20 protein-coding genes are annotated in these 23,728 nt (G+C 65.4%); 10 read left to right on the top strand and 10 right to left on the bottom strand.

The features are described 5' to 3' along the window. Positions 1 to 18 precede the first annotated feature (18 nt). The 7 genes from CH295_RS22420 to CH295_RS22450 are packed head-to-tail and all read right to left on the bottom strand — an operon-like array spanning position 19 to position 6,405. Complete coding sequence (locus CH295_RS22420) at positions 19 to 396, bottom strand: metal-sulfur cluster assembly factor (RefSeq protein WP_094634377.1); 378 nt, start codon at positions 394 to 396, stop codon at positions 19 to 21. Continuing rightward, positions 393 to 890 (bottom strand): Fe-S cluster assembly sulfur transfer protein SufU, encoded by a 498-nt coding sequence (gene sufU, locus CH295_RS22425; protein WP_037189362.1) that lies wholly within the window; start codon positions 888 to 890, stop codon positions 393 to 395. Before sufU ends, CH295_RS22420 begins: the two co-directional genes overlap by 4 nt. Further along, the gene (locus CH295_RS22430) at positions 891 to 2,183 is read right to left on the bottom strand and encodes a cysteine desulfurase (protein ID WP_094634376.1); all 1,293 of its coding nucleotides are present in this window, start codon (positions 2,181 to 2,183) and stop codon (positions 891 to 893) included. Positions 2,184 to 2,185: 2 nt separating this feature from the next. Next, the gene (gene sufC, locus CH295_RS22435) at positions 2,186 to 2,962 is read right to left on the bottom strand and encodes a Fe-S cluster assembly ATPase SufC (protein ID WP_032403380.1); all 777 of its coding nucleotides are present in this window, start codon (positions 2,960 to 2,962) and stop codon (positions 2,186 to 2,188) included. A 39-nt stretch (positions 2,963 to 3,001) separates the two neighbouring features. Further along, the gene (sufD, locus tag CH295_RS22440) at positions 3,002 to 4,192 is read right to left on the bottom strand and encodes a Fe-S cluster assembly protein SufD (RefSeq protein WP_094742185.1); all 1,191 of its coding nucleotides are present in this window, start codon (positions 4,190 to 4,192) and stop codon (positions 3,002 to 3,004) included. A gap of 24 nt (positions 4,193 to 4,216) precedes the next feature. Next, complete coding sequence (gene sufB / locus CH295_RS22445) at positions 4,217 to 5,662, bottom strand: Fe-S cluster assembly protein SufB (RefSeq protein ID WP_032377835.1); 1,446 nt, start codon at positions 5,660 to 5,662, stop codon at positions 4,217 to 4,219. Then, positions 5,659 to 6,405 (bottom strand): helix-turn-helix transcriptional regulator, encoded by a 747-nt coding sequence (locus CH295_RS22450; RefSeq protein ID WP_317810418.1) that lies wholly within the window; start codon positions 6,403 to 6,405, stop codon positions 5,659 to 5,661. Before CH295_RS22450 ends, sufB begins: the two co-directional genes overlap by 4 nt. 337 nt (positions 6,406 to 6,742) lie before the next feature. On the opposite strand from CH295_RS22450, the gene mptB reads away from it, so the two are divergent. The 4 genes from mptB to CH295_RS22470 are packed head-to-tail and all read left to right on the top strand — an operon-like array spanning position 6,743 to position 11,175. Then, entirely contained in the window at positions 6,743 to 8,395 is a 1,653-nt protein-coding gene (gene mptB, locus CH295_RS22455) for a polyprenol phosphomannose-dependent alpha 1,6 mannosyltransferase MptB (RefSeq protein ID WP_094634589.1), read from the top strand. Beyond that, positions 8,392 to 9,336 (top strand): ABC transporter ATP-binding protein, encoded by a 945-nt coding sequence (locus CH295_RS22460; protein WP_032398020.1) that lies wholly within the window; start codon positions 8,392 to 8,394, stop codon positions 9,334 to 9,336. Before mptB ends, CH295_RS22460 begins: the two co-directional genes overlap by 4 nt. Continuing rightward, positions 9,333 to 10,133, top strand: coding sequence for an ABC transporter permease (locus CH295_RS22465; protein ID WP_094741966.1), 801 nt, complete (start codon positions 9,333 to 9,335; stop codon positions 10,131 to 10,133). The genes CH295_RS22460 and CH295_RS22465 overlap by 4 nt, the downstream gene beginning before the upstream one ends. A 55-nt stretch (positions 10,134 to 10,188) precedes the next feature. Further along, positions 10,189 to 11,175, top strand: coding sequence for a COX15/CtaA family protein (locus CH295_RS22470; protein WP_094634375.1), 987 nt, complete (start codon positions 10,189 to 10,191; stop codon positions 11,173 to 11,175). A 139-nt stretch (positions 11,176 to 11,314) separates the two neighbouring features. On the opposite strand, the gene CH295_RS22475 is transcribed toward CH295_RS22470, so the two are convergent. Next, the gene (locus tag CH295_RS22475; protein ID WP_037189371.1) at positions 11,315 to 11,686 is read right to left on the bottom strand and encodes a hypothetical protein; all 372 of its coding nucleotides are present in this window, start codon (positions 11,684 to 11,686) and stop codon (positions 11,315 to 11,317) included. A 136-nt stretch (positions 11,687 to 11,822) separates the two neighbouring features. Between CH295_RS22475 and CH295_RS22480 the strand changes: the two genes are divergently transcribed. Then, complete coding sequence (locus CH295_RS22480; RefSeq protein ID WP_094742186.1) at positions 11,823 to 12,788, top strand: quinone oxidoreductase family protein; 966 nt, start codon at positions 11,823 to 11,825, stop codon at positions 12,786 to 12,788. A gap of 24 nt (positions 12,789 to 12,812) precedes the next feature. Here the strand turns inward: CH295_RS22480 and CH295_RS22485 are convergent, their stop codons facing one another. Next, positions 12,813 to 13,820 (bottom strand): heme o synthase, encoded by a 1,008-nt coding sequence (locus CH295_RS22485; protein ID WP_037189372.1) that lies wholly within the window; start codon positions 13,818 to 13,820, stop codon positions 12,813 to 12,815. Positions 13,821 to 14,227: 407 nt separating this feature from the next. Between CH295_RS22485 and tkt the strand changes: the two genes are divergently transcribed. Genes tkt through pgl form a run of 5 tightly spaced genes read left to right on the top strand, consistent with a single transcriptional unit; the run spans position 14,228 to position 20,662 of the window. After that, positions 14,228 to 16,327, top strand: coding sequence for a transketolase (gene tkt, locus CH295_RS22490; protein ID WP_037190044.1), 2,100 nt, complete (start codon positions 14,228 to 14,230; stop codon positions 16,325 to 16,327). Between the two features lie 3 nt (positions 16,328 to 16,330). Then, on the top strand, positions 16,331 to 17,455 hold the full coding sequence (gene tal, locus CH295_RS22495; RefSeq protein WP_094741967.1) for a transaldolase: 1,125 nt from the start codon (positions 16,331 to 16,333) through the stop codon (positions 17,453 to 17,455). Positions 17,456 to 17,461: 6 nt separating this feature from the next. After that, entirely contained in the window at positions 17,462 to 19,018 is a 1,557-nt protein-coding gene (gene zwf / locus CH295_RS22500; protein WP_037189374.1) for a glucose-6-phosphate dehydrogenase, read from the top strand. Continuing rightward, positions 19,015 to 19,923, top strand: a complete 909-nt coding sequence (gene opcA, locus CH295_RS22505; RefSeq protein ID WP_170946023.1) for a glucose-6-phosphate dehydrogenase assembly protein OpcA — start codon at positions 19,015 to 19,017, stop codon at positions 19,921 to 19,923. Before zwf ends, opcA begins: the two co-directional genes overlap by 4 nt. Further along, a complete protein-coding gene (gene pgl, locus CH295_RS22510) occupies positions 19,916 to 20,662 on the top strand; it encodes a 6-phosphogluconolactonase (RefSeq protein WP_037189376.1) in 747 nt (248 codons plus the stop codon). Before opcA ends, pgl begins: the two co-directional genes overlap by 8 nt. Before the next feature lie 224 nt (positions 20,663 to 20,886). Here the strand turns inward: pgl and ppc are convergent, their stop codons facing one another. Beyond that, on the bottom strand, positions 20,887 to 23,718 hold the full coding sequence (gene ppc, locus CH295_RS22515) for a phosphoenolpyruvate carboxylase (protein ID WP_094741968.1): 2,832 nt from the start codon (positions 23,716 to 23,718) through the stop codon (positions 20,887 to 20,889). Positions 23,719 to 23,728 lie beyond the last annotated feature (10 nt).

Below are 23,728 nucleotides of genomic sequence, written 5' to 3' on the forward strand. Positions count from 1 at the left end.
GGCCGACTCGTCAGTGGGTCAGACGGTGAAGCCGAGGGCCCTGAGCTGCTCGCGACCGTCGTCGGTGATCTTGTCCGGGCCCCACGGCGGCATCCACACCCAGTTGATCTTCAGGTCGGCGGCCAATCCGCTGCGTACGAGCGCACCGCGGGCCTGATCCTCGATGACGTCGGTCAACGGGCATGCCGCCGAGGTGAGCGTCATGTCGACCGTGACGATGTCGTCGGCGTCGATCTTGATGTCGTACACCAGCCCGAGGTCGACGACATTGATTCCGAGCTCGGGGTCGACGACGTCGCGCATCGCTTCTTCGAGGTCCTCGAGCACCTTGATCTCGTCGGCGGTCAGTTCCACCGGAGTGGTCACGGCTGGAGTCGTCTCTGTTGCTTCGGTCATGATTGCTGTCCTCCGGAAAGTGCCGACTGGGCGGTCCCGCCCGTCGTAGCTGTCGAATCTGCGTCCACTACTTGAACAACCGCGTCCTTGAAAGCCATCCAACCCAGCAATGCGCACTTCACGCGAGCCGGATACTTGGCCACACCGGCGAACGCAATGCCGTCGCCGATGACGTCCTCGTCACCCTCGACGGTACCTCTGCTGCCGACCATGTCGCTGAACGCGTCGACCGTCTTCAGCGCGTCGGCCACGCTCAGGCCGACGACCTGATCGGTGAGTACGGACGTCGCTGCCTGACTGATCGAGCAGCCCTGGCCGTCGTACGACACGTCTGCGACGGCACCGTCCTCGATCTGCACGCGCAGGGTGACCTCGTCGCCGCAGGTGGGGTTGACGTGGTGCACCTCCGCGCCGAAGGGCTCGCGCAGTCCGCGGCCGTGCGGGTGCTTGTAGTGATCGAGGATCACTTCCTGGTACATCTGTTCCATCCGCATCTACAGCTGCCCTCCCCCGCCGTGGTCGGTGGTTCCGAAGAACGATTGCGCGCGGCGAATCGCCTGTGCGAGAACCTGTACTTCCTCGACCGTGTTGTACAACGCGAACGAGGCACGCGCTGTCGCAGCCACACCGAAGCGTCGATGCAGCGGCCACGCGCAGTGATGCCCGACGCGAATGGCGACGCCCTCGTCGTCCAGGATCTGTCCGAGGTCGTGGGCATGAATGCCGTCGACCACGAACGACACTGCCGAACCGCGGTCGACGTTCTCCGTCGGGCCGATCACGCGAACACCGTCGATCTTCGCGAACTCGGCGAGAGTTGCTGCGACCAAGGCCTTTTCGTGCGCGGCGATGACATCGATGCCGATGTTCTCCAGGTACCGCACAGCGGCACCGAGTCCGACGACCTGCGAGGTCATCGGAACCCCGGCCTCGAATCGTTGCGGAGGCGCGGCGAACGTCGTCTTCTCCATGGTGACGGTCTCGATCATCGAACCGCCGGTGATGAACGGAGGCATCGCCGCGAGGAGTGCGGCCTTGCCGTACAGCACGCCCACTCCCGAGGGACCGAGCATCTTGTGACCGGAGAACGCGGCGTAGTCGACATCGAGCGCGCGGAAATCGACCTTCATGTGCGGCACCGACTGGCATGCGTCGAGGACGACGAGCGCACCGACCGCCCTGGCCCGACGCACCAATTCCTCGACCGGAGCCACAGCACCGGTCACGTTGGACTGATGCGTGAACGCGAGAACCTTGACGGCAGAAGACAATTCGAGTGAATCGAGATCGATGCGTCCGTCGTCGGTCACGCCGTACCAGCGCAGGGTGGCACCGGTTCGAGCGGCAAGCTCCTGCCACGGAACGAGATTGGCGTGATGCTCGAGTTCGGTGACGACGATCTCGTCGCCGGGACCGAGATGGCGATCGAATCGCTGATCGGCAAGCACGTACGTCACGAGGTTGAGCGACTCGGTCGCGTTCTTGGTGAACACGATCTCGTCGACGTCCGCCCCGACGAACGACGCGATGGCGGCGCGGGCACTCTCGTAGGCATCGGTGGCCTCTTCGGCCAACTGATGCGCCCCGCGGTGTACGGCCGCGTTGCACGTGGTCAGAAACTCGCGCTCGGCGTCGAGTACCTGCACGGGCCGCTGCGAGGTGGCACCGGAGTCCAGGTACACCAACGGCTTACCGTCTCGCACGGTGCGCGAGAGGATGGGGAAATCGCGGCGAACCGTGGCGACATCGAACGATGCCGCCACCGCCGCAGCTGCGGGTGCAGCCATACTCATGCTCCGGTGGTCGCGGCCTGCGTGTAGCCGGCGTATCCGTTGGCCTCGAGCTCGTCGGCCAGCTCTGCACCGCCGGACTTCACGATTTCGCCGTTGACGAAGACGTGGACGAAGTCGGGCTTGATGTAGCGCAGGATGCGGGTGTAGTGCGTGATCAGCAGCACTCCACCGTCTTCGCGCTCCTTGTACTTGTTGACACCCTCGGACACCACTCGCAGAGCGTCGACGTCGAGCCCGGAGTCGGTCTCGTCGAGGATGGCGATCTTGGGCTTGAGCAATCCCAGCTGAAGAATCTCGTGACGCTTCTTCTCGCCGCCGGAGAAGCCTTCGTTGACGTTGCGCTCGAGGAAGTTGGCCTCGATCTCGAGTTCGCTCATGGCGGTCTTGGCTTCCTTGACCCAGTGCCGCAGCTTGGGGGCCTCGCCGCGCACAGCGGTGGCGGCGGTGCGCAGGAAGTTCGACATCGAGACGCCGGGCACCTCCACCGGGTACTGCATCGCCAGGAAGAGGCCGGCGCGGGCGCGCTCGTCGACGCTCATCTCGAGCACGTCTTCACCGTCGAGGGTGATGGTGCCGGAGGTGACGGTGTACTTCGGATGGCCTGCAATGGCGTACGACAAGGTGGACTTGCCGGAACCGTTGGGCCCCATGATCGCGTGCGTCTCGCCGGACTTCACGGTCAGATCGACACCCTTGAGGATGTTGATCGGCTCGGCGGACGAATCGGTGTTGGCGACGCTGACGTGCAGATCGCGGATTTCGAGTGTGGACATCACAGTTCCTTTGTGCAGTCGAGAAAGGTTCGGGTGGACCTACGCGCCGGCGACGGCGAGTTCGGTCTCGATGGCGGCGTCGAGACGCTCGCGTACGGCGGGGACCGGAATCTTGTCGATGATCTCGTGGAAGAAGCCTCGGACGACGAGTCGACGAGCAACCTCCTCCGAGATGCCACGAGCGCGCAGGTAGAACAGCTGCTCGTCGTCGAAACGGCCGGTGGCGCTGGCGTGGCCCGCTCCGACGATCTCGCCCGTCTCGATCTCGAGGTTCGGTACCGAATCGGCCCGCGCACCATCGGTGAGCACCAGGTTGCGGTTGAGCTCGTAGGTCTCGGTTCCCTCGGCCTCGGCTCGGATCAGAACATCTCCGATCCACACGGTGTGCGCGTCGACGGTTCCGGGTCCGGTTTCGCCCTGCAGCGCGCCCTTGTACATCACATTGGACTTGCAGTGCGGTGCCGAGTGGTCCACGAGCAGTCGCTGCTCTAGGTGCTGGCCGGCGTCGGCGAAGTACACACCGAGCAGGTTCGCGTCGCCGCCGGGCGCGCTGTAGCGCACGGTCGGGCTGATGCGGACCAGATCGCCGCCGAGGCTGACGTTGTAGTGCCGCAGCACGGCGTCGCGCCCGAGCATCGCGTGGTGCGCTGCGACGTGCACGGCGTCGGACTGCCAGTCCTGGATCAGTACGACGTGCAGTTGCGAGCTGTCACCGAGAACGAACTCGAGGTTCTCGGCGTACGTGCCGCTGCCCCGCTGATCGATCACGACGGTGGCGCGAGCGAACGTGCCGAGTCTGATCTGCACATGGCCGTAGGCGACGTGGTCGACACCGGGACCGTCGACAGTGATCTCGATCGGATCGGCCACCTCGACCTCGTTCGGCACGGAGACGACCGTGGCCTCGGTGAACGCCGAGAATGCCTGAGCGGCAATACGATCGGCAGGAACACCGGCCTTGCCCAGTCGGTCGTCGTCACGGCCCACGGTCTCCACGACCACCGATTCCGGTGCACCGACGGTGACCTGAGCGGCCCCGTCGGCGACAGCGGAACCGTCGTGCAGGCCGCGCAGCCGACGCAGCGGCGTGAAACGCCACAGCTCGTCACGGCCGGACGGGATCTCGAACGCATTCACGTCGTAGGACGTGAACTGAGCGCCCTTGTTCTCGACGAGCTTCGACTTGTCTTCCTTGGCCGACTCTGGATTCTCGGATGCCACGGCACCCATGACTCCGGTGAGGGGGTTGTTCACTTATCCGACCGACCCTTCCATCTGCAGCTCGATGAGCCGGTTGAGCTCGAGCGCGTATTCCATCGGCAGTTCGCGAGCGATCGGCTCGACGAAGCCACGGACGACCATTGCCATGGCCTCGTCCTCGGTCATGCCACGGCTCATCAGGTAGAACAACTGATCGTCGCTGACCTTCGAGACGGTGGCCTCGTGGCCCATCGACACGTCGTCCTCGCGGATGTCGACGTACGGGTACGTGTCGGAACGACTGATCGTGTCGACGAGCAACGCGTCGCACTTGACCGTCGAACGCGAGCCGTGCGCACCCTTGTTGATCTGGATCAGACCGCGGTACGACGTCCGGCCACCGCCGCGAGCGACGGACTTGCTGACGATGTTCGAGGACGTGTGCGGTGCCAGGTGCAACATCTTCGAGCCGGTGTCCTGGTGCTGGTCCGGGCCTGCGAACGCGACCGACAGAACCTCACCCTTGGCGTACTCACCGGTCATCCAGACAGCGGGGTACTTCATGGTGACCTTGGAGCCGATGTTGCCGTCGACCCACTCCATCGTTGCGCCTGCCTCGGCCTTGGCACGCTTGGTGACGAGGTTGTAGACGTTGTTCGACCAGTTCTGGATGGTCGTGTAGCGGCAACGACCACCCTTCTTGACGATGATCTCGACCACGGCGGAGTGCAGCGAATCCGACTTGTAGATCGGCGCGGTGCAACCCTCGACGTAGTGCACGTATGCACCCTCGTCGACGATGATCAGCGTGCGCTCGAACTGGCCCATGTTCTCGGTGTTGATCCGGAAGTAGGCCTGCAGCGGGATGTCCACATGGACGCCCGGCGGGATGTAGATGAAGGATCCACCGGACCACACCGCGGTGTTCAGTGCGGAGAACTTGTTGTCGCCCGCGGGGATGACGGTGCCGAAGTACTCGCGGAACAGCTCCGGCTGCTCCTTGAGGGCGGTGTCGGTGTCGAGGAACAACACTCCCTGAGCCTCGAGGTCCTCACGGATCGAGTGGTAGACCACCTCGGACTCGTACTGGGCAGCGACACCGGAGACGAGGCGCTGCTTCTCCGCCTCGGGGATGCCGAGCTTGTCGTACGTGTTCTTGATGTCTTCCGGCAGGTCTTCCCACGTGGCAGCCTGCTTCTCGCTGGACCGCACGAAGTACTTGATGTTGTCGAAGTCGATGCCGTCGAGGTTGGAACCCCAGTTCGGCATCGGCTTGCGCTCGAAGGTCTTGAGAGCCTTGAGGCGCGCCTCGAGCATCCACTCGGGCTCGCTCTTCTTCTGCGAGATGTCCCGGACGACGGCCTCGGAAAGACCGCGCTTGGCACTTTCACCGGCTACGTCCGAGTCGGCCCAGCCGTATCCGTAGGTGCCGAGCGAGGCGATGGTCTCGTCCTGGGTCAGCGGCGCGGTGGGTGTCACCTGGTCTGGTGTGACGGTCATGCGGGCTCCTTCCGGAGGCGTGGGCGTTCTCCGACGCGGGGCTGCGCGTCGGGAGTCTTCTTGTCGGAACTATCGGTGTTCGAGTACCGCGTCGGTGACAGCGGTACGTGCGTCGTGCATGCGCAATTGCCGTTGGCGATGGTCGCCAAACGCTGCACGTGCGTGCCGAGGATCTCGGCGAACGCGGTCTGCTCGGCCTCGCACAGCTCCGGAAACTCGGAGGCGACGTGCGACACCGGGCAGTGGTGCTGGCAGATCTGCACACCGTTGCCCACCTGACGGGTGGTGGCGGAGAAACCGGCCGCGCTGAACGCGTCGGCGATTCGGTCGGCGGCGTCCTCCACGGCATGCGCATCGGATCCCGTCGCCGGCTCCACGTCGGCCACGATGGTGTTGACCCGTTGCCGCGCGAACGTCTCGATGGCCGCGTCTCCACCGATCTTGCGCAGCTGCCGCATGGCGGCACCGGCGAGATCGTCGTAGGTGTGGCCGAGACGATTGCGTCCGGCTGCAGTCAGCTGGAAATGCTTCGCCGGTCGACCCCGGCCCCGTTGCCGAGCACCCGCGGGAGTGGTGATGCGGGCCTCGCCCGCGTCGATGAGTGCGTCGAGGTGACGTCGAACACCTGCCGCGCTCAATCCCAGTCGAGTACCGATGTCGGAGGCGGTGATGGGGCCCTCTTCGAGGAGCAGAGTGACCACAGCGCTCCGCGTCTGCCCCTCGGGGGCCGACGTGGGTCGCACCGACGAAACGCCTGCGCCGGTGGCCGACGACTCGACACTTCCCGGACGCACGAGCGAGCTCTCGGTTGTTTTCACAACACCAGTGTGACGGAATTGCAGTACCCGGTCCAGCAAGGGTGCCCTTTGCAGGTCGCTCACCCAGCACGGTGGCCGATGCCCAGGTGGTCCGGTGGAGCACGGTGCAGGCCGCGTGCGAGTGCCCCGCTACGCTCCCACTGTGCCATCGACCGACAGTGAGCCCAGTTCCGAGAGCTCACCTTCCGCGAGGGGTTCCGAGTCTCTCCCGGCGCCCGGCACCCCGAAGTCCGGATCGGCTGCGCTCGTCCACAGGTTCGTCCTGACCCCCGCACGCCGAGTCATCGGCCTCGAGCCGACGCCCCCGGGCGGAGCAGTCGCCACCTTGCACGGAGACGAGCAGGAGGCGCCGGGTCTCAATCCCACGGAGACGAACCAGCTCAGGAACATCCGACGTTTCGGTGCCGCGGGCGCACTACTGATGGCGATCGGAGCGCTCGGCGCAGGCGCGCAGCCGGTACTGCAGAACCCGATCGCAGGCGTCCGACTCCTGAGCCTGCCGTCCCGGATGGCAACGACCGCACTGACAGTCACGATGACCGGAACCGTCATCGTGGTGCTCGCGTGGTTGCTGTTGGGAAGATTTGCGTTGGGACGCACACGATCGGGAACCACCCCACGCCGGCTCACTCGTTCGCAGATGGACCGCACACTGCTGCTGTGGATCCTGCCGTTGAGTGTGGCACCGCCGATGTTCTCGCGCGATGTCTACTCGTACCTCGCCCAGAGCGAGATCACCGCTCGCGGACTCGACCCGTACGAGGTCGGTCCGGTCGATGCACTCGGGGCCGACAACGTGCTGACCCGAACGGTTCCCAACATCTGGCGGGAGACCCCGGCACCCTACGGTCCGCTGTTCCTGTGGATGGGGCGTGGAATCACGTACTTGACCGGTGAGAACATCGTCGCAGGCATCTTCCTCCATCGCCTGCTCGCGCTGGTGGGCGTAGCGCTGATCGTCTGGTCGCTGCCACGTCTCGCCCGACGCTGTGGGGTCGCGTCGGTCACGGCACTGTGGCTCGGTGCCGCCAACCCGCTGCTGCTGTTCCACCTGGTCGCCGGTATCCACAACGAGGCCCTGATGATCGGGCTCATGCTGGCCGGTACCGAACTGGCCCTTCGCGCGATCGAGCGCGCGGGTCCCCTGCGCAGCACCGATATTGCATTCCTCGTCGGCGGTGCCGGCCTGATCGCGCTGTCGTCTGCGATCAAGATTCCCTCGCTCATCGCGCTCGGCTTCGTGGGGATGGCACTGTCGAGGCGGTGGGGCGGGACCCTCAGATCCGTGATGTACGCGGCACTGTTGCTCGGCTCGATCGCCGTCGTGGTCCAGGTCGCCGTGAGCTTGGGTAGCGGGCTGGGCTTCGGCTGGATCAACACTCTGGGGACCGCGGGAGTGGTGCGCAGCTGGATGTCGATTCCCACGATCCTCGGTCTCGGTACCGGATTCGTCGGTGTGCTGCTGGGTCTCGGCGACCACACCACCGCTGTGTTGGGTCTCACTCGCCCGATCGCTGCCGTCGTCGCGGGAATCATCGTCGTCCGCATGCTGATCGCCGTTCTGCGCGGCCGCCTGCATCCGGTCGGCGCACTCGGCGTCGCGCTCGGTGCCGTCGTCCTGTTGTTCCCTGTGGTGCAGCCCTGGTACCTGCTGTGGGCGGTGATTCCGCTGGCCGCGTGGGCCACGACTCCCTCGTTCCGGCGTCCTGCCATTGCCTTCTCGTCGTTGGTGAGCGTGATCCTCATGCCGAACGGCAGTGAATACCAGCCGTTCCAGATCGTGCAGGCCGCAGTCATGACCATCCTGACGATCGCGTTGCTCTACCTGTTCACGCGAAACCGGATGCCGTGGCCCACCCGCACCGGACCACCGGCACGCGACCGCAACACCGACGAATACGCTGAGTCCTCGTGATCTCCGGGACGTCCGACGCGGCGCAACCTGTCGTACAGCTGACCGACGTACGCAAGTCGTACGACGGTGTCAGTGCCGTCGACGGGTTGAGCCTGAACATCGGCCCCGGCGAGGTTCTCGCGCTGCTGGGCCCCAACGGTGCCGGAAAAACCACCACTGTCGAGATGTGCGAGGGATTCGTCGTACCCGACAGCGGCTCGGTCCGGGTCCTCGGCTTGGACCCCGTCGCACAATCGGCGCAGCTGCGGCCACGCATCGGCGTCATGCTCCAGGGCGGAGGCGCGTACCCCGGTTCCAAAGCCGGGGAGATGCTCCAACTCGTCGCCTCGTACTCGGCCGACCCACTCGATCCCGCATGGTTGCTCGACTGCCTCGGCCTGACCTCGGCCGTTCGCACCCCGTACCGGCGGCTCTCCGGCGGGCAGCAGCAGCGGCTGGCTCTGGCCTGCGCCATCGTCGGACGGCCCGAACTGGTGTTCCTCGACGAACCGACGGCCGGGCTCGACGCCCAGGCTCGGTTGCTGGTGTGGGAGTTGATCGACGCCCTGCGCCGTGACGGTGTCGGAGTACTGCTCACGACGCATCTCATGGACGAGGCCGAGCAGCTCGCCGACCGGCTGACGATCATCGACAACGGCCGCGTCGTCGCCTCGGGTACACCGTCGGAACTGACCAAGCAGGGTGCCGAGGGCCAGCTTCGCTTCACCGCACCCCCCGGACTCGAATTGTCCATGCTCGACGCGGCTCTTCCACCGGGTTACGTACCGTCGGAACCGACGCCCGGTTCGTATGTGGTCTCCGGCGTGATCGAGCCGCAGATTCTGGTGATCGTCACGTCCTGGTGTGCACAGCAGGACGTGTTGGCCACCGAGTTGCAGGTCGACCAGCGCCGCCTCGAGGACGTGTTCCTCGAGCTGACCGGCAGAGAGTTGAGGAAGTGACCGTGCGCAGAGAAGCCCGGCTCGCCGACAACCGATTCGAGACAGGTCTGTTCGCGCCTCGCCCACAGCCCGCGTCGGCTGCGCGCATGCTGCTCGCGCAGACCCGCCTCGAACTGAAGTTGTTGCTGCGCAACGGTGAACAGTTGCTGCTGACGATGTTCATCCCGATCACATTGCTGGTCGGATTGACCCTGCTGCCCTTCGGCGAACTCGGTACCGATCGAGTTGCCCGAGTGGTCCCGGCCGTGATGATGGTGGCCATCATGTCGACGGCGTTCACCGGCCAGGCGATCGCCGTCGGCTTCGATCGCCGCTACGGCGCTCTCAAGAGGCTCGGGGCGACACCACTTCCACGGTGGGGCATCATCGGCGGCAAATCCGCCGCCGTGGTGATCGTGGTGATTCTGCAGTCGGTGCTGCTCGGCTCGATCGGCGTCGTTCTGGGATGGCGCCCGAGCGCGACGGGTCTGTTGCTCGGTGCCGTCATCATCGCTCTGGGAACCGTCACCTTCGCCTCGATGGGACTGCTGCTCGGCGGCACCCTGCGCGCCGAGATCGTGCTGGCGCTGGCGAACATCGCCTGGTTCGTGATGCTGGGCATCGGCAGCGCGGTGTTCGTGGACGACCAGATCCCCCAGGGACTGCAGAACGTCGCACGCATCGTTCCGTCCGGCGCGCTGGGCGAGGCACTGAGCAGAGGTGTGTCCTCGTCCTTCGACATCTTCGGCGTGGTCGTACTGCTGGCGTGGGCAGCGGTGTGCAGCACTCTCGCCGTCCGCACGTTCAAGTTCACCTGAGCAACGCTCGCTACCCAACGACGCTGTGTAGTTGATCGGCGTTTACCATCGTGGGGTGCTGTACAGAGCGTTCTTGCGCGTCGTCGACCTCTTGCCCTTGCCCTCGCTTCGAGTGCAGCGGGTACTGGCATTCATCGCGATCCTGACGCAGGGTGGCATCGCGGTCACCGGTGCCGTCGTTCGCGTCACCGGGTCGGGTCTCGGTTGCCCCACGTGGCCGCAATGCTTCCCCGGTAGCTTCACTCCCGTCGGCGTGTCCGAGGTACCGATACTGCATCAGGCTGTCGAGTTCGGCAATCGCCTGCTCACGTTCGTGGTCGTCCTCGCTGCCGCCGCCGTCGTCATCGCCGTCACCAGGGCGCGGCGACGTCGCGAAGTGCTGTTCTTCGCCTGGCTGATGCCACTCGGTACCGTCGTGCAGGCCGTCATCGGCGGATTCACGGTGCTGACCGGACTGCTGTGGTGGACGGTCGCCGTTCACCTCGTCGTGTCGATGGCGATGGTCTGGCTGGCCACACTGCTGTACGCCAAGGTGGGCGAGAGCGATGCGCCGTCGGGGTCGACGCCCACGGTGCCCGGCGCACTGCGCGCGCTGACGGGATTGTCCGGGATCGCACTGACGGGCGTGCTGATCGCGGGCACCATGGTGACCGGGGCCGGCCCGCATGCAGGCGACAAGAGCATCGAAGAACCGGTGCCGCGCCTCGGTATCGAGATCGTGACGCTGGTCCACGCACACTCCCAGTTCTTGGTCGGCTACCTGGCCCTGCTCGTCGGATTGGCATTCGCCCTGTACGCGGTGCGTGCACCGAAGGCGGTCACGTTTCGACTCAACATCCTGATCGCCCTGGTACTCGCACAGTCCCTGATCGGACTCGTTCAGTACTTCACCGGCGTTCCGGCCGTACTCGTCGCCTTCCACGTGGCCGGTGCGGGCGCATGTACCGCCGCCACCGCGGCTGTCTGGGCGGCCTGCCGAACCCGCGGCCCGGCCGCAACCGAGGAGATCGAGACCACCGAGGACGTCGCAGTTCGCTCGTGACGATCGGCCCGGCTTCGAACAGGGTGGAGGGACAGCCGACCTCCCCCTCAGATGGCCGACTGCCCCTCCACTGACTTCGACGCACCGGGTGCCGAGATGGTTCCCGCCGAATCGAACAAGTTTTGCGACTGTTCTCCGCTCAGACGATCGCCTGGTTGCGCGCCTTCGGGAACTTCTTCTGGTTGGCCACCCACCCGGCCATCTTCTCGTGGTGTCCGGGTGCCGGATTGACCGAACTGACCAGCTCACGGTCCCATTCGGCCTCGGTCAACTGGTCCAGACCGTCGACGATCGCGCGGGCGATGGCGGTCGTCGCGACCACCTGGTCCCCCAGTACGCCGTCCGCGCCGACCATGGTGAGCCGAGTCCCGGCCCGACCGATCGGCTGAATGACCACATTGGCAGAGTTGCCGTGGTCGGCGAGAAAGCTCTTCACTGCCGCGAGCGTTCCCTTGGGAACCTCGTTCGACTCGTTCTTCTCGATGCCCGCACTGTCGATTTCGGTAGCCATGCCGACACGATACCGAGGTCGATCGCGATGCCCGCATCCACCCGTCGAGTCGTTACTGATCGGTAACTTCGGCCGCGTGAGTGAACGGACCCGATCCGAGCACGCGGGTGCGATGCACCCGTGTAGAACGGTGTTCATGCGTGCCATTCGAATAGACAACACCGGCGGACCCGAGGTCATGAACGTCGTCGACATTCCGATACCGACTCCAGGACCCGGGCAACTCCTCGTCCGGATCGACGCCATCGGCATCAACTACATCGACACGTACTTTCGGCGTGGACTGTATCCGCGCGCGCTGCCGTACGTTCCGGGCGACGAGGGATCAGGGGTGATCGAACAGGTCGGAGCGAACGTCACCGAATTTGCACCGGGACATCGCGTCGCCTGGGCTGCAGCACCGGGTAGCTACGCCGAACACGTCCTGGTCGACGCCTCCTCGGCCATCGCGGTTCCCGACGGCGTACCTGCCGATCAGGCTGCATCGGCGCTGCTCCAAGGCATGACGGCGCACTACCTGATCGAGTCCACCTATCCAGCTCAGCGGGGCGACACCGTGCTGGTACATGCAGGCGCTGGTGGCGTCGGACTGTTGTTGACGCAGATGGCGGTGGCGAAGGGCGTGAACGTGATCACCACGGTCTCCACGGATGCCAAGGCCGAGCGGTCGACACAGGTCGGTGCAGCCCACGTGGTGCGATACGAGGAAGACATCGCCGCGCGCGTGCGTGAGATCACCGACGGCGAGGGTGTGCATGCGGTGTACGACGGCGTCGGTGCCGACACGTTCGAGGCAAGTCTCGCGTCGCTTCGGATCAGAGGGACTCTGGCTCTGTTCGGTGCCGCGAGCGGTCCGGTCCCGCCCATGGATCCGCAGCGTCTGAACGGCGCAGGATCACTGTTCCTGACCCGACCCACGCTCGCCCATCACATCCGAGACCGCGCCGAACTGGAATGGCGCGCCGGAGACGTGTTCGATGCGATGTCGAGTGGTGCTCTGACGGTCGAGATCGGCGCGCGATACGCGCTCGAGGACGCAGCCACCGCACATACCGATCTGGAGTCACGCAGGACGACAGGGTCGATCGTGCTCGTTCCCTGACCGATACGTCGGGTGGACGCTCGTTCAGGAGAGCAGCTGGGCGAGCGTCTGCCAGCCGACAACGGAGTCGACGGCCAAGCCGCAGAACACCAGGGCCAGGTATTCGTTGGAAAGAATGAACAACTTGAGCGGCTTGACCGGTGTTCCCGCTCGCACGCCTGCGTACAGACGGTGGGCCACCACGAGGAACCACACTCCCGAGGCCACGGCGACGGCTGCGTAGATGATGCCCGAGCCCGGCGCCAAGGCGAGCGTTGCGGCAACGGTGGCCCACGCGTAGAGCACGATGTGCTTGGTGACCTTCGTTTCCGAGGCGACAGCAGGCAGCATCGGCACGTTGGCCGCCTGGTAGTCCTCCTTGTATCGGAGCATGAGCGCCCAGGTGTGCGGCGGCGTCCACAGGAAGATCACCAGGAACATCACCAGTGCCTGCCACCCGATCGTGCCGGTCACGGCGGACCAACCGATCATCACCGGCATACATCCGGCCGCGCCACCCCACACCACGTTCTGGGATGTGCGCCTCTTGAGCACGAGTGTGTAGACGAAGATGTAGAAGCAGATCGTCACGACGGCGAGCACACCGCTGAGCAGATTGGTGGTGGCCCACAGCCAGAAGAACGAGAACACACCCAGGACGAGACCGAAGATCAGGGCGTGCGAGACGGGCATGGCACCGCGGGCGAGCGGACGCTTCTCGGTGCGCTTCATCACCTTGTCGATGTCTGCGTCGACCACCATGTTCAACGTGTTGGCGCTGGCCGCGGCCAGCATTCCACCGAAGAGTGTGGTGAGGATCAGCCACGGATCGACGTTTCCTCGGTCGGCCAGAAGCATCGCCGGAATGGTCGTGACGAGAAGGAGTTCGATGACCCGGGGCTTCGTGAGCGCGACGTACGCAAGTAGGAGTGCGAGCGCTCTGCGCGGGGCGGACGTCTCCGGCTCGGCCTGCGTGGGCTCACCCTTGTCGTCTGCTCCGAATCCGGGGCCGCCGGCGAAACCGTGTCCGCCCGGCTGCTGCCCAATTCGCACTGCGTCTCCTCGCACGACTGTCGTTCTCTGGCGCTCGGCCACTTGCTCGCATGCCTCCGGCACGCGTTGACTCTCCACGGCGACACTTCGGCACCTGGGCGCACGAAGTCATCCTCATCCACCACCGCGGAAGCCGACGAACGTGCGCCTACTACGACCGATGGTAGACGGCTGGGTTTGCACCTCCAATTCGCAGGGCACCCAAAGTGAGGAATATGTCGCCTACGAGTAACCCGTGCGCAATCGCCCGGGGGAAGGCACGACAGTAGGGTCGGACAGAACTAGGCTGGTGAAGGACGTCCTTCGGCACCGACTGCGTGCGTGCTCCACCCAGGCGCATCGCAGTGGCCGCCGAGCGACGATTCCTCGGAGCCACAACTCGAACGAATGTCAGGAGATTTCTGCTCGTGTCGATCACAGACGATATTGACGTCCTCACCACGGCGCACCACCCGAGCGACTGGACGGACCTGGACACCCGAGCGGTCGACACCGTTCGTGTTCTGGCAGCGGACGCAGTGCAGAAGGTCGGCAACGGCCACCCCGGAACCGCGATGAGCCTGGCTCCCCTCGCCTACACCCTCTTTCAGCGCACCATGCGCCACGATCCCACCGACACGCACTGGATCGGCCGCGACCGGTTCGTGCTCTCGTGCGGGCACTCGAGCCTGACCCTCTACCTGCAGCTCTACTTGGGCGGCTTCGGACTCGAGCTCGCCGACATCGAGGCACTGCGCACCTACAAGTCGAAGACTCCCGGACACCCGGAGTTCCGTCACACCGACGGCGTCGAGATCACCACCGGACCGCTCGGCCAGGGACTCGCGTCCGCCGTGGGCATGGCCATGGCGGCCCGCCGCGAGCGTGGCCTGTTCGATCCCGAGCCCGCTCTCGGTGAAAGTCCGTTCGACCACTTCATCTACGTGATCGCCTCCGACGGAGACATCGAAGAAGGCGTCACGTCCGAGGCGTCGTCGCTGGCCGGTACTCAGCAGCTCGGCAACCTGATCCTGTTCTACGACGACAACAAGATCTCGATCGAGCACTCCACCGACATCGCCCTCTCCGAGAACACGGCCGCGCGCTACGAGGCCTACGGCTGGCACGTCCAGGTGGTCGAGGGCGGCGAGAACGTCACGGCGATCGAAGAGGCCGTCGAGGCTGCCAAGGCCGTCACCGACAAGCCGTCGATCATCGTGCTGCGCACCATCATCGGTTTCCCGGCCCCCACGATGATGAACACCGGTGCAGTCCACGGTGCCGCACTGGGCGACGAGGAGATCGCCAAGGTCAAGCAGGCACTCGATTTCGACCCCGCCAAGACGTTCGAGGTCACCGACGAGGTCATCGGCCACACCCGAAAGCTGCAGGAACGCGGCCGCAAGGCCCACGCCGACTGGAGCGTCGAATTCGACGCCTGGGCCGCGCGCGAGCCCGAGCGCAAGAAGCTGCTGGACCGCCTCACCCAGGGCACGTTGCCCGAGAACTGGACCGACGTTCTGCCCACCTGGGAGCCCGGCAGCAAGGCCGTCGCGACACGTGCGGCGTCGGGCGAGGTCCTCAACGCCGTCGGACCTGTCCTCCCGGAGCTGTGGGGCGGCTCGGCCGACCTGGCCGGCAGCAACAACACGACGATCAAGGGCGCGAAGTCCTTCGGCCCCACGTCCATCTCCACCGACGACTGGGACGCCGAGCCGTACGGCCGCACGCTGCACTTCGGCATCCGTGAGCACGCGATGGGTGCCATCCTCTCCGGCATCGTCATGCACGGCCCGACCCGCGCATACGGCGGAACGTTCATGCAGTTCAGCGACTACATGCGGCCGGCAGTTCGGCTCGCGTCGTTGATGGACATCGACCCCATCTACGTGTGGACACACGATTCCATCGGCCTCGGCGAGGACGGCCCGACGCACCAGCCGGTCGAGCACCTCGCCGCGCTGCGGGCCATCCCCAACCTCTCGGTGGTACGCCCCGGTGACGCCAACGAGACCGCATTCGCATGGCAGGCAGTGCTGGCCAAGTCCAGCAGCAGCGGACCCGTCGGCCTCGCGCTGACGCGTCAGGGCATCCCGATTCTCGAGGGCACCAGCTTCGAGGGCGTCTCCAAGGGCGGATACATCCTCGCCGAGTCGTCCAAGGCGACCCCGGACGTCGTGCTGATCGGCACCGGTTCGGAGCTGCAGTACGCCGTGGAAGCGCAGAAGCAGCTCGAGGCGCAGGGCATCGCCGCCCGCGTCGTCTCGATGCCGTGCGTCGAGTGGTTCGAGAGCCAGGACCAGAACTACCGCGACCAGGTGATCCCGCCCACCGTCAAGGCCCGGGTGTCGATCGAAGCCGGTATCGCTATGCCGTGGTGGAAGATCGTCGGCGGCTTCGGCGAGATCATCTCGCTCGAGCACTACGGCGAATCTGCCGATGCTGCAACACTTTTCCGCGAGTTCGGCTTCACGGCCGAGGCCGTCACCGCAGCCGCACAGCGCTCCATCACCAATGTGAAGGGATAATCCATGACCCAGAACAAGAATCTCGCAGAGCTCTCCGCCGCCGGAATCTCGGTATGGCTGGACGACCTGTCCCGTGACCGCATCCGCTCGGGCAACCTGAAGGACCTGATCGACACCAAGAGTGTCGTCGGAGTCACCACCAACCCGTCGATCTTCCAGGCAGCCCTGAGCTCGGGCGAGGCATACGCCGAGCAGGTGACCAAGCTCGCCGGTGAAGGTGCCGACGTCGAGACCACGATCCGTACGGTCACCACGGACGACGTCCGTGAGGCCTGCGACATCCTGATGCCTCAGTACGAGGCCAGTGCAGGCGTGGACGGACGGGTGTCGATCGAGGTCGATCCCCGCATGGCCCACGACGCAGACAAGACCTACGAGCAGGCCGTCGAACTGTGGAAGATCGTCGACCGCCCGAACCTGCTCATCAAGATTCCGGCCACCGAGGCCGGAATTCCCGCAATCGCCAAGGTGATCGGCGAGGGCATCAGCGTCAACGTCACGCTGATCTTCTCCGTCGAGCGCTACGAACTGGTGATGAACGCGTACCTCGAGGGGCTCGAGAAGGCCCGCGCGGCCGGTCACGACCTCGACAAGATCCACTCGGTCGCGTCGTTCTTCGTCTCCCGCGTGGACAGCGAGATCGATTCCCGGCTCGATGCGATCGGCACCCCCGACGCCGAGGCGCTCAAGGGCAAGGCCGCTCTGGCCAATGCTCGGCTCGCATACGTGGCGTACCAGCAGATCTTCGAGGTCGCTCCTCGGTTCCGCGAGCTCGTCGGCAGTGGCGCGCGCGCTCAGCGGCCGCTGTGGGCGTCGACCGGCGTCAAGTCCGACGCCTACCCGGACACCATGTACGTCACCGAGCTCGTCTCGCCCAACACCGTGAACACGATGCCCGAGAAGACCATGGACGCGGTTGCCGATCACGGCGAGATCGTCGGCGACACCGTCTCGGGCAAGGGACCGGAATCGCAGGAGATCTTCGACCGCATCTCGGCGCTCGGTATCGACATCACCGATGTCTTCGTGACGTTGGAGAACGAAGGCGTCCAGAAGTTCGAGGCCGCCTGGAACGAGTTGCTCGAGGCCACCGGCGAGCAGCTTCGCCAAGCAGGTCAGAAGAGCTGACCGACTGTGCCCACCGCAGAAACCGAACCTCTCCATTCCGCGGACTGGCTCAACCCTCTCCGCGACGCGCGGGACAAGCGGCTCCCCCGCATCGCGGGCCCGTGCAGCATGGTCATCTTCGGAGTGACCGGAGATCTCGCGCGTAAGAAGCTCATGCCTGCGGTGTACGACCTGGCGAACCGGGGGCTTCTACCCCCCGGTTTCGCCCTGGTCGGATTTGCCCGGCGGGAATGGCAGAACCAGGACTTCGCCAAGATCGTGCACGACTCCGTGCGCGATCACGCGCGAACACCGTTCAGTGAGGAGGTGTGGAACACCCTCGCCGAGGGATTCCGCTTCGTCCAGGGCTCCTTCGACGACGACGAGGCGTTCGACGAGCTGTCACGAACACTGACCGAGCTCGACGAGACCCGCGGCACCGGCGGTAATCACGCCTTCTATCTGTCCATCCCGCCCAGCGCTTTCCCTGTCGTCCTCGAGCAGTTGTCGCGCTCGGGCCTGGCGCAGAGCAAGGACGGCAATTGGCGACGCGTGGTCATCGAGAAGCCGTTCGGACACGACCTGCAGAGCGCGAAAGAGCTCAACGCTGTCGTGAACCGAGTGTTCCCCGAGGACACAGTGTTTCGCATCGACCACTACCTCGGCAAGGAGACGGTGCAGAACATCCTGGCACTGCGCTTCGCCAACCAGCTGTTCGATCCGATCTGGAATGCGCACTACGTCGACCACGTTCAGATCACGATGGCCGAGGACATCGGATTGGGCGGTCGCGCCGGGTACTACGACGGAATCGGTGCCGCCCGTGACGTCATCCAGAACCACCTTCTGCAGCTTCTCGCCATCACTGCGATGGAGGAGCCGGTCAGCTTCAACCCCAAGGAGTTGCAGTCCGAGAAGATCAAGGTGCTCTCGGCAACCAAACTTGCCGAGCCACTCGATCGCACCTCGGCGCGCGGTCAGTACTCCGCGGGGTGGCAGGGCAGTCAGAAAGTGAAGGGGCTCAAGGAGGAAGAGGGATTCGACTCCGAGTCGAACACCGAGACCTACGCCGCCATCACCCTGGAGGTGGATACGCGGCGCTGGGGTGGGGTGCCGTTCTATCTCCGCACCGGCAAGGCACTCGGGCGTCGAGTCACCGAGATCGCGATGGTGTTCAAGCGCGCTCCGCACCTGCCGTTCGACGCGACGATGACCGAAGAACTCGGTCAGAATGCGTTGGTGATCCGAGTCCAGCCCGACGAGGGCGTGACGATGCGCTTCGGCTCCAAGGTGCCGGGATCGAGCATGCAGGTGCGCGACGTCAGCATGGACTTCAGCTACGGCCAGGCGTTCACCGAGTCCTCTCCCGAGGCATACGAGCGCCTCATCCTCGATGTGCTGCTCGGCGAGCCGTCGCTGTTCCCGGTCAATGCCGAAGTGGAACTGTCGTGGAAGATCCTGGATCCGATTCTGGAATTCTGGGCTTCCGGCGGCACCGCGGAACCGTACGAAGCCGGTACCTGGGGGCCTTCCTCGGGTGACGAGATGATGCACCGCACCGGACGCGAATGGAGAAGGCCGTGATTGTCGACATCCCCGCCACGACGACGGCCGAGGTCGGCAAGAAGTTGGTGGAGGTGCGTGAAGCAGGCGGTGCGGTGACCATCGGTCGGGTGCTGACGCTGATCGTCGCCAGCCGTGATCCGGCCAAAGCCGAACGAGCGATCGACGCAGCCAACGAAGCGAGCCGTGAGCATCCGTGCCGCGTCATCGTGCTCATCCACGGAGACCGATCCGCCGAGTCGAGCCTCGACGCACAGATCCGGGTGGGCGGCGACGCCGGAGCGTCGGAGGTCGTGGTGCTGCGCTTGAACGGCGAACTCGCCGATCACGAGCACAGTGTGGTCATCCCGTTCCTGCTGCCCGATACCCCGATCGTGGCGTGGTGGCCGGACGAGGCACCGACCGTTCCGGCGAAGGATCCGCTGGGACGCTTGGCAATTCGGCGGATCACCGATGCCACCAACTCCCCCGACACCACCGCAACGATCAAGGGTCGGCTCAGCAGCTACACCGAGGGCGACACCGATCTTTCCTGGAGTCGCATCACCTACTGGCGCGGTCTGTTGGCCACCGCACTCGACCAGGCTCCGTTCGAGGCTGTCGTCTCGGCCACGGTGTCGGGACTGGCCGAGGAGCCCGCACTCGACATCCTGGCCGGTTGGTTGGCCGCCAAACTGGACGTTCCGGTCCACCGCCGTGCGGGTGAGCTCAAGGTGGAGCTGATCAGAGAGAACAGCAGCATTTCGCTGACGCGACCGCAGACCGGCAAGACCGCGACCCTTCGGCGCACCGGTCAACCCGACGCCGAAGTCGCACTGGCGCGTCGCAACACGCGAGAGTGCCTCGCCGAGGAACTGCGCAGACTCGACACGGACGAGATCTACGAACTCGCCCTGCACGGACTGTCGAAAGTGAGCTATGAGTAAGACAACGGTACTTCAGTACCTGGACGCACAGGCCCTGGTCGACGCCGCACGATCTCGCTTCGTCGACGTGGTCACGGCCGCACAGGCCCAGCGAGGCTTCGCATCGGTGGTGTTGACCGGTGGTGGCACCGGAATCGCGCTGCTGGAGGCGCTGCGCGCGGACTCCGGCGCGATCGACTGGGGCAAGGTCGACATCTACTTCGGCGACGAGCGCTTCCTGCCCTCGGGCGATCCGGAACGCAACGAGGTACAGGCCTCGGAGGCCTTGCTCGATCACGTCGATGTCCATCCCGACCGAGTGTTCCGGATGGCCGCATCCGACGGACCGCACGGAAGCGACCCCGAGGTGGCCGCGGCAACGTATGCGCAGATCCTGCATTCCGGATCGGAGGGTGGCCCGACGCCCCAATTCGACGTCCATCTCCTCGGAATGGGCGGTGAGGGCCACATCAATTCACTCTTCCCCCACACCGATGCAGTGCGCGAACAGCACCGCTTCGTCGTGGCGGTCGAGGACTCCCCCAAGCCCCCGCCGGTGCGCATCACACTGACGCTGCCGGCTGTTCGCCGCGCACAGCACGTGTGGTTGCTCGTCTCGGGAGCGAACAAGGCCGACGCCGTCGCGGCCGCGGTGGGCGGGGCCGATTCCGACGAGGTCCCGTCGGCCGGCGCGCTGGGCACCGAATCCACGGTCTGGTTCCTCGATGCCGGTGCAGCGTCCAAGCTGGACACCGTGTGATCTCACCCGACTAGTCGGGTTCGGCAGCGTCGGGGTCACATTCCGGCCGCTCGCAGTCGTAGTCGCCGATGCACCGGGCTCGTCCTGTCCTCGAGCGACCGATCCGCCTACCGTTCGCGCGGTAGGCGGATCCGTCTCTCCAGGTGTCCGTCGTTCTGCAGCACTGCCTCATACCTCGTTGGACGCGACCCGCCGCCGACCGGTTCCTCGCCCCCGAAGAGGGGCTAGCCGCTGTTGCGCAGTGCCGTCGCGAGACCGTTCATCGTCAGCAGGATTCCTCGCTTGACCCGTTCGTCGTCGTCACCGTTGCGGTAACGCCGGAGCATCTCCACCTGCATCTGATTGAGCGGCTCGAGGTACGGGAACCGGTTGTGCACGGAGCGTTCCAGCGACGGGTTGTCTTCGAGCAGGCGACTGTGGCCGGTGATCTTCAGGTACATCCGCACCGTCGTGGCATGTTCGGCTTCGATCATGCCGAAGATCCGCGCACGCAGGTCTGCGTCGGGAACCAACTCCGCGTACCGCGCCGCGATACCCAGATCCGACTTGGCCATGACCTGCGCAAGGTTGGACATAACGGTCTGGAAGAACGGCCACTTCCGATACAGGTCGGTCAGTACCTCGAGCTTGGCGTCGTCGTCGCCGACCCACTCCTCGAACGCCGAACCGGTGCCGTACCACCCGGGCAGCATGACGCGGCACTGACTCCACGACATCACCCATGGAATGGCACGCAGGTCGTACACCGAGTTCGTCGGCTTCCTCGATGCCGGACGGGAGCCGATGTTCAGCTCACCGACCTCGGCAACCGGAGTCGACGTGCGGAAGTACTCGACGAACCCGGGCTCCTCGTGCACCAGCCGACCGTATGCCGCGCGGGCCTTCGCAGCGAGGTCGTCCAGGATGTCGTACGCGGCTTCTGCGCCGTCCCCGAGACCTTCGACGTCCAGCAGAGTCGATTCGAGGGTTCCGGCAACCAGAGACTCGAGGTTGCGACGCGCCATGGACGGCTCGGCGTATTTGGCCGCGATGATCTCGCCTTGCTCGGTGAGCCGTAGCGATCCCTGCACCACTCCGGGCGGCTGCGCCAGGATCGCGTCGTAACTGGGACCGCCGCCGCGGCCGACCGTGCCGCCGCGACCGTGGAAGAGCCGCAGGCGAATACCCGTCTTGCGTGAGGCCTCGAGCAGATCGAGCTCCGCGCGGTACAGCGCCCAGTTCGCCGCGAGGTATCCACCGTCCTTGTTCGAATCCGAATACCCGAGCATGACTTCCTGATTCATGCCGCGCCCGGCCACCAGCGCACGGTAGATCGGAACGTCGAGCGTGGCGAGCAACGTCGCTGCGCCCTGCTGGAGATCCTCGATGGTCTCGAACAGCGGCACGACACCCACCGTCGACGTGGGCGCCGAACCGTCGGTGCCGGGGTCGAATATCCCTGCTTCCTTGAGCAGCAACGCCGCTTCGAGCATGTCACTGACCGACTGACACATGCTGATGATGTAGTTCTGGATGGTGTCGGGGCCCAGGTGGTCGATGGCCTCCTTGGCGGCCCTGACGATGCCCAGTTCCTTGGTGGCGAGCTCGCTGAGTTGCGCGTTGGGGCCGACCAGCGGCCGCCTGGTCGCAAGTTCGTGCGACAGAACCGAGACCCGTTCGTCCTCCCCGAGGGACATGTAGTCCGGATGTACACCGGCCCAGGCCAGCAGCTCGGCGACCACCTCTTCGTGAGTCTCGGAGTTCTGCCTCATATCCAACGCCTGCAGATGGAAGCCGAACGTCTCGACCGACTGTCGGAGCCGGAGCAGTCGATCGTCGGCGATCAGGGCATCGCCGTCCGCCCGCAGCGCGCGGTCGATGATGTCGAGGTCGTCGAGGATGCCCTGCGGACCGTCGTACTTCTGCGCCCCGAGATCGATCCCGGAGACCGGCACCGCGTCGAGCACGGTCTGGGCGGTAGCGGTGAGCCGGGCCCGGATACCGATGACCGCGACCCGATACGGCTCGTCCGATCGACGGTCGTCCGGCTCGGTCGATGCGCCGGCCAGAGCCTTCAGATCCTCGGTGACATCCACCAGACGCGCGGACATCGACAATTCCTTCTCCAGCGCGACCAATTCGTCCAGGTAGTGCTCGAACGCTACGTATCCCGCCTGATGGGTCGCGGTGTGGACCACCTCTGCGGTCACGTTCGGGTTGCCGTCCCGATCGCCGCCGATCCAGGAGCCGGGGCGAAGAATGGGCCGTGGCAATAGGTCGTCCTCGGGCCACCGTGCCCGCAGGGCTGCCCGCACGTCCGCGTTCAACGCCGGCATGACATCGAACAGGGAGGACTCGAAGTACCGGAGGCCGACCTCGATCTCGTCCTGAATCCGCAAGCGCGACAATCGAATCAGAGCCGTCTCCCACAGGGTCAGCACTTGCCTGCGGATCTGCACGTCGATGGCGGCCAGTTCCTTCGCCGCGCTGGCGGCCTTGCCCTCACGCGCCGCGGCGGCGACATCACGGCGCCGCATCAGCTCGGTGATCTTGGACTGCACATCGAACACGGTGCGTCGACGCGTCTCGGTGGGGTGCGCGGTGATCACCGGTGCGACCAGCGCATCCGTCAGCGCCGCGGCCACCTGCTCGCGCGACGGGGCCGCGGCATCGATCTTGAGCCAGGTGGCGTCGAGGCTGCTGTCCTGCGGCGGGTCCTCGCGGTCGAGGTGAATCGCGCGACGACGTTCGCGGTGCAGGTCCTCGGCAAGATTGGCCAGCAGCGAGAAGTGACTGAATGCTCGAATGAGTGGAACCGCTTGTGCCACTTCGACATCGGTGTAGCGCCCGACCGAGTCGTCGCGCTCGATCTCGGATCTGCGTACCGCGAAGGATTCGACTCGCGCCGCTTCGATCAACTCGAATACGTCGTCGCCCTCGTGCTCGCGAATGATCTCACCCAGGATGCCGCCGAGATAGCGGATGTCCTCACGAAGAGGCTCTGTCATCTCCCGACCCTGAGCTGTCGGTGGGACGAAGGCTGGGGAACCGACTGACTCGTAGGAGGATTCGCTCATCCACCCAGTA

The sequence above is a fragment of the Rhodococcus sp. 14-2483-1-2 genome (assembly GCF_002259405.1).
GTDB lineage: Bacteria > Actinomycetota > Actinomycetes > Mycobacteriales > Mycobacteriaceae > Rhodococcoides.

What these genes read in the sequence shown, in the direction of transcription:
- CH295_RS22420 (WP_094634377.1), bottom strand. Translation starts at nt 396, where the DNA reads ATGACCGAAGCAACAGAGACGACTCCAGCCGTGACCACTCCGGTGGAA.
- CH295_RS22475 (WP_037189371.1), bottom strand. Translation starts at nt 11,686, where the DNA reads ATGGCTACCGAAATCGACAGTGCGGGCATCGAGAAGAACGAGTCGAAC.
- sufD (WP_094742185.1), bottom strand. Translation starts at nt 4,192, where the DNA reads ATGGGTGCCGTGGCATCCGAGAATCCAGAGTCGGCCAAGGAAGACAAG.
- CH295_RS22480 (WP_094742186.1), top strand. Translation starts at nt 11,823, where the DNA reads ATGCGTGCCATTCGAATAGACAACACCGGCGGACCCGAGGTCATGAAC.
- sufC (WP_032403380.1), bottom strand. Translation starts at nt 2,962, where the DNA reads ATGTCCACACTCGAAATCCGCGATCTGCACGTCAGCGTCGCCAACACC.
- pgl (WP_037189376.1), top strand. Translation starts at nt 19,916, where the DNA reads ATGAGTAAGACAACGGTACTTCAGTACCTGGACGCACAGGCCCTGGTC.
- sufB (WP_032377835.1), bottom strand. Translation starts at nt 5,662, where the DNA reads ATGACCGTCACACCAGACCAGGTGACACCCACCGCGCCGCTGACCCAG.
- ppc (WP_094741968.1), bottom strand. Translation starts at nt 23,718, where the DNA reads ATGAGCGAATCCTCCTACGAGTCAGTCGGTTCCCCAGCCTTCGTCCCA.
- tal (WP_094741967.1), top strand. Translation starts at nt 16,331, where the DNA reads ATGACCCAGAACAAGAATCTCGCAGAGCTCTCCGCCGCCGGAATCTCG.
- sufU (WP_037189362.1), bottom strand. Translation starts at nt 890, where the DNA reads ATGCGGATGGAACAGATGTACCAGGAAGTGATCCTCGATCACTACAAG.
- CH295_RS22430 (WP_094634376.1), bottom strand. Translation starts at nt 2,183, where the DNA reads ATGGCTGCACCCGCAGCTGCGGCGGTGGCGGCATCGTTCGATGTCGCC.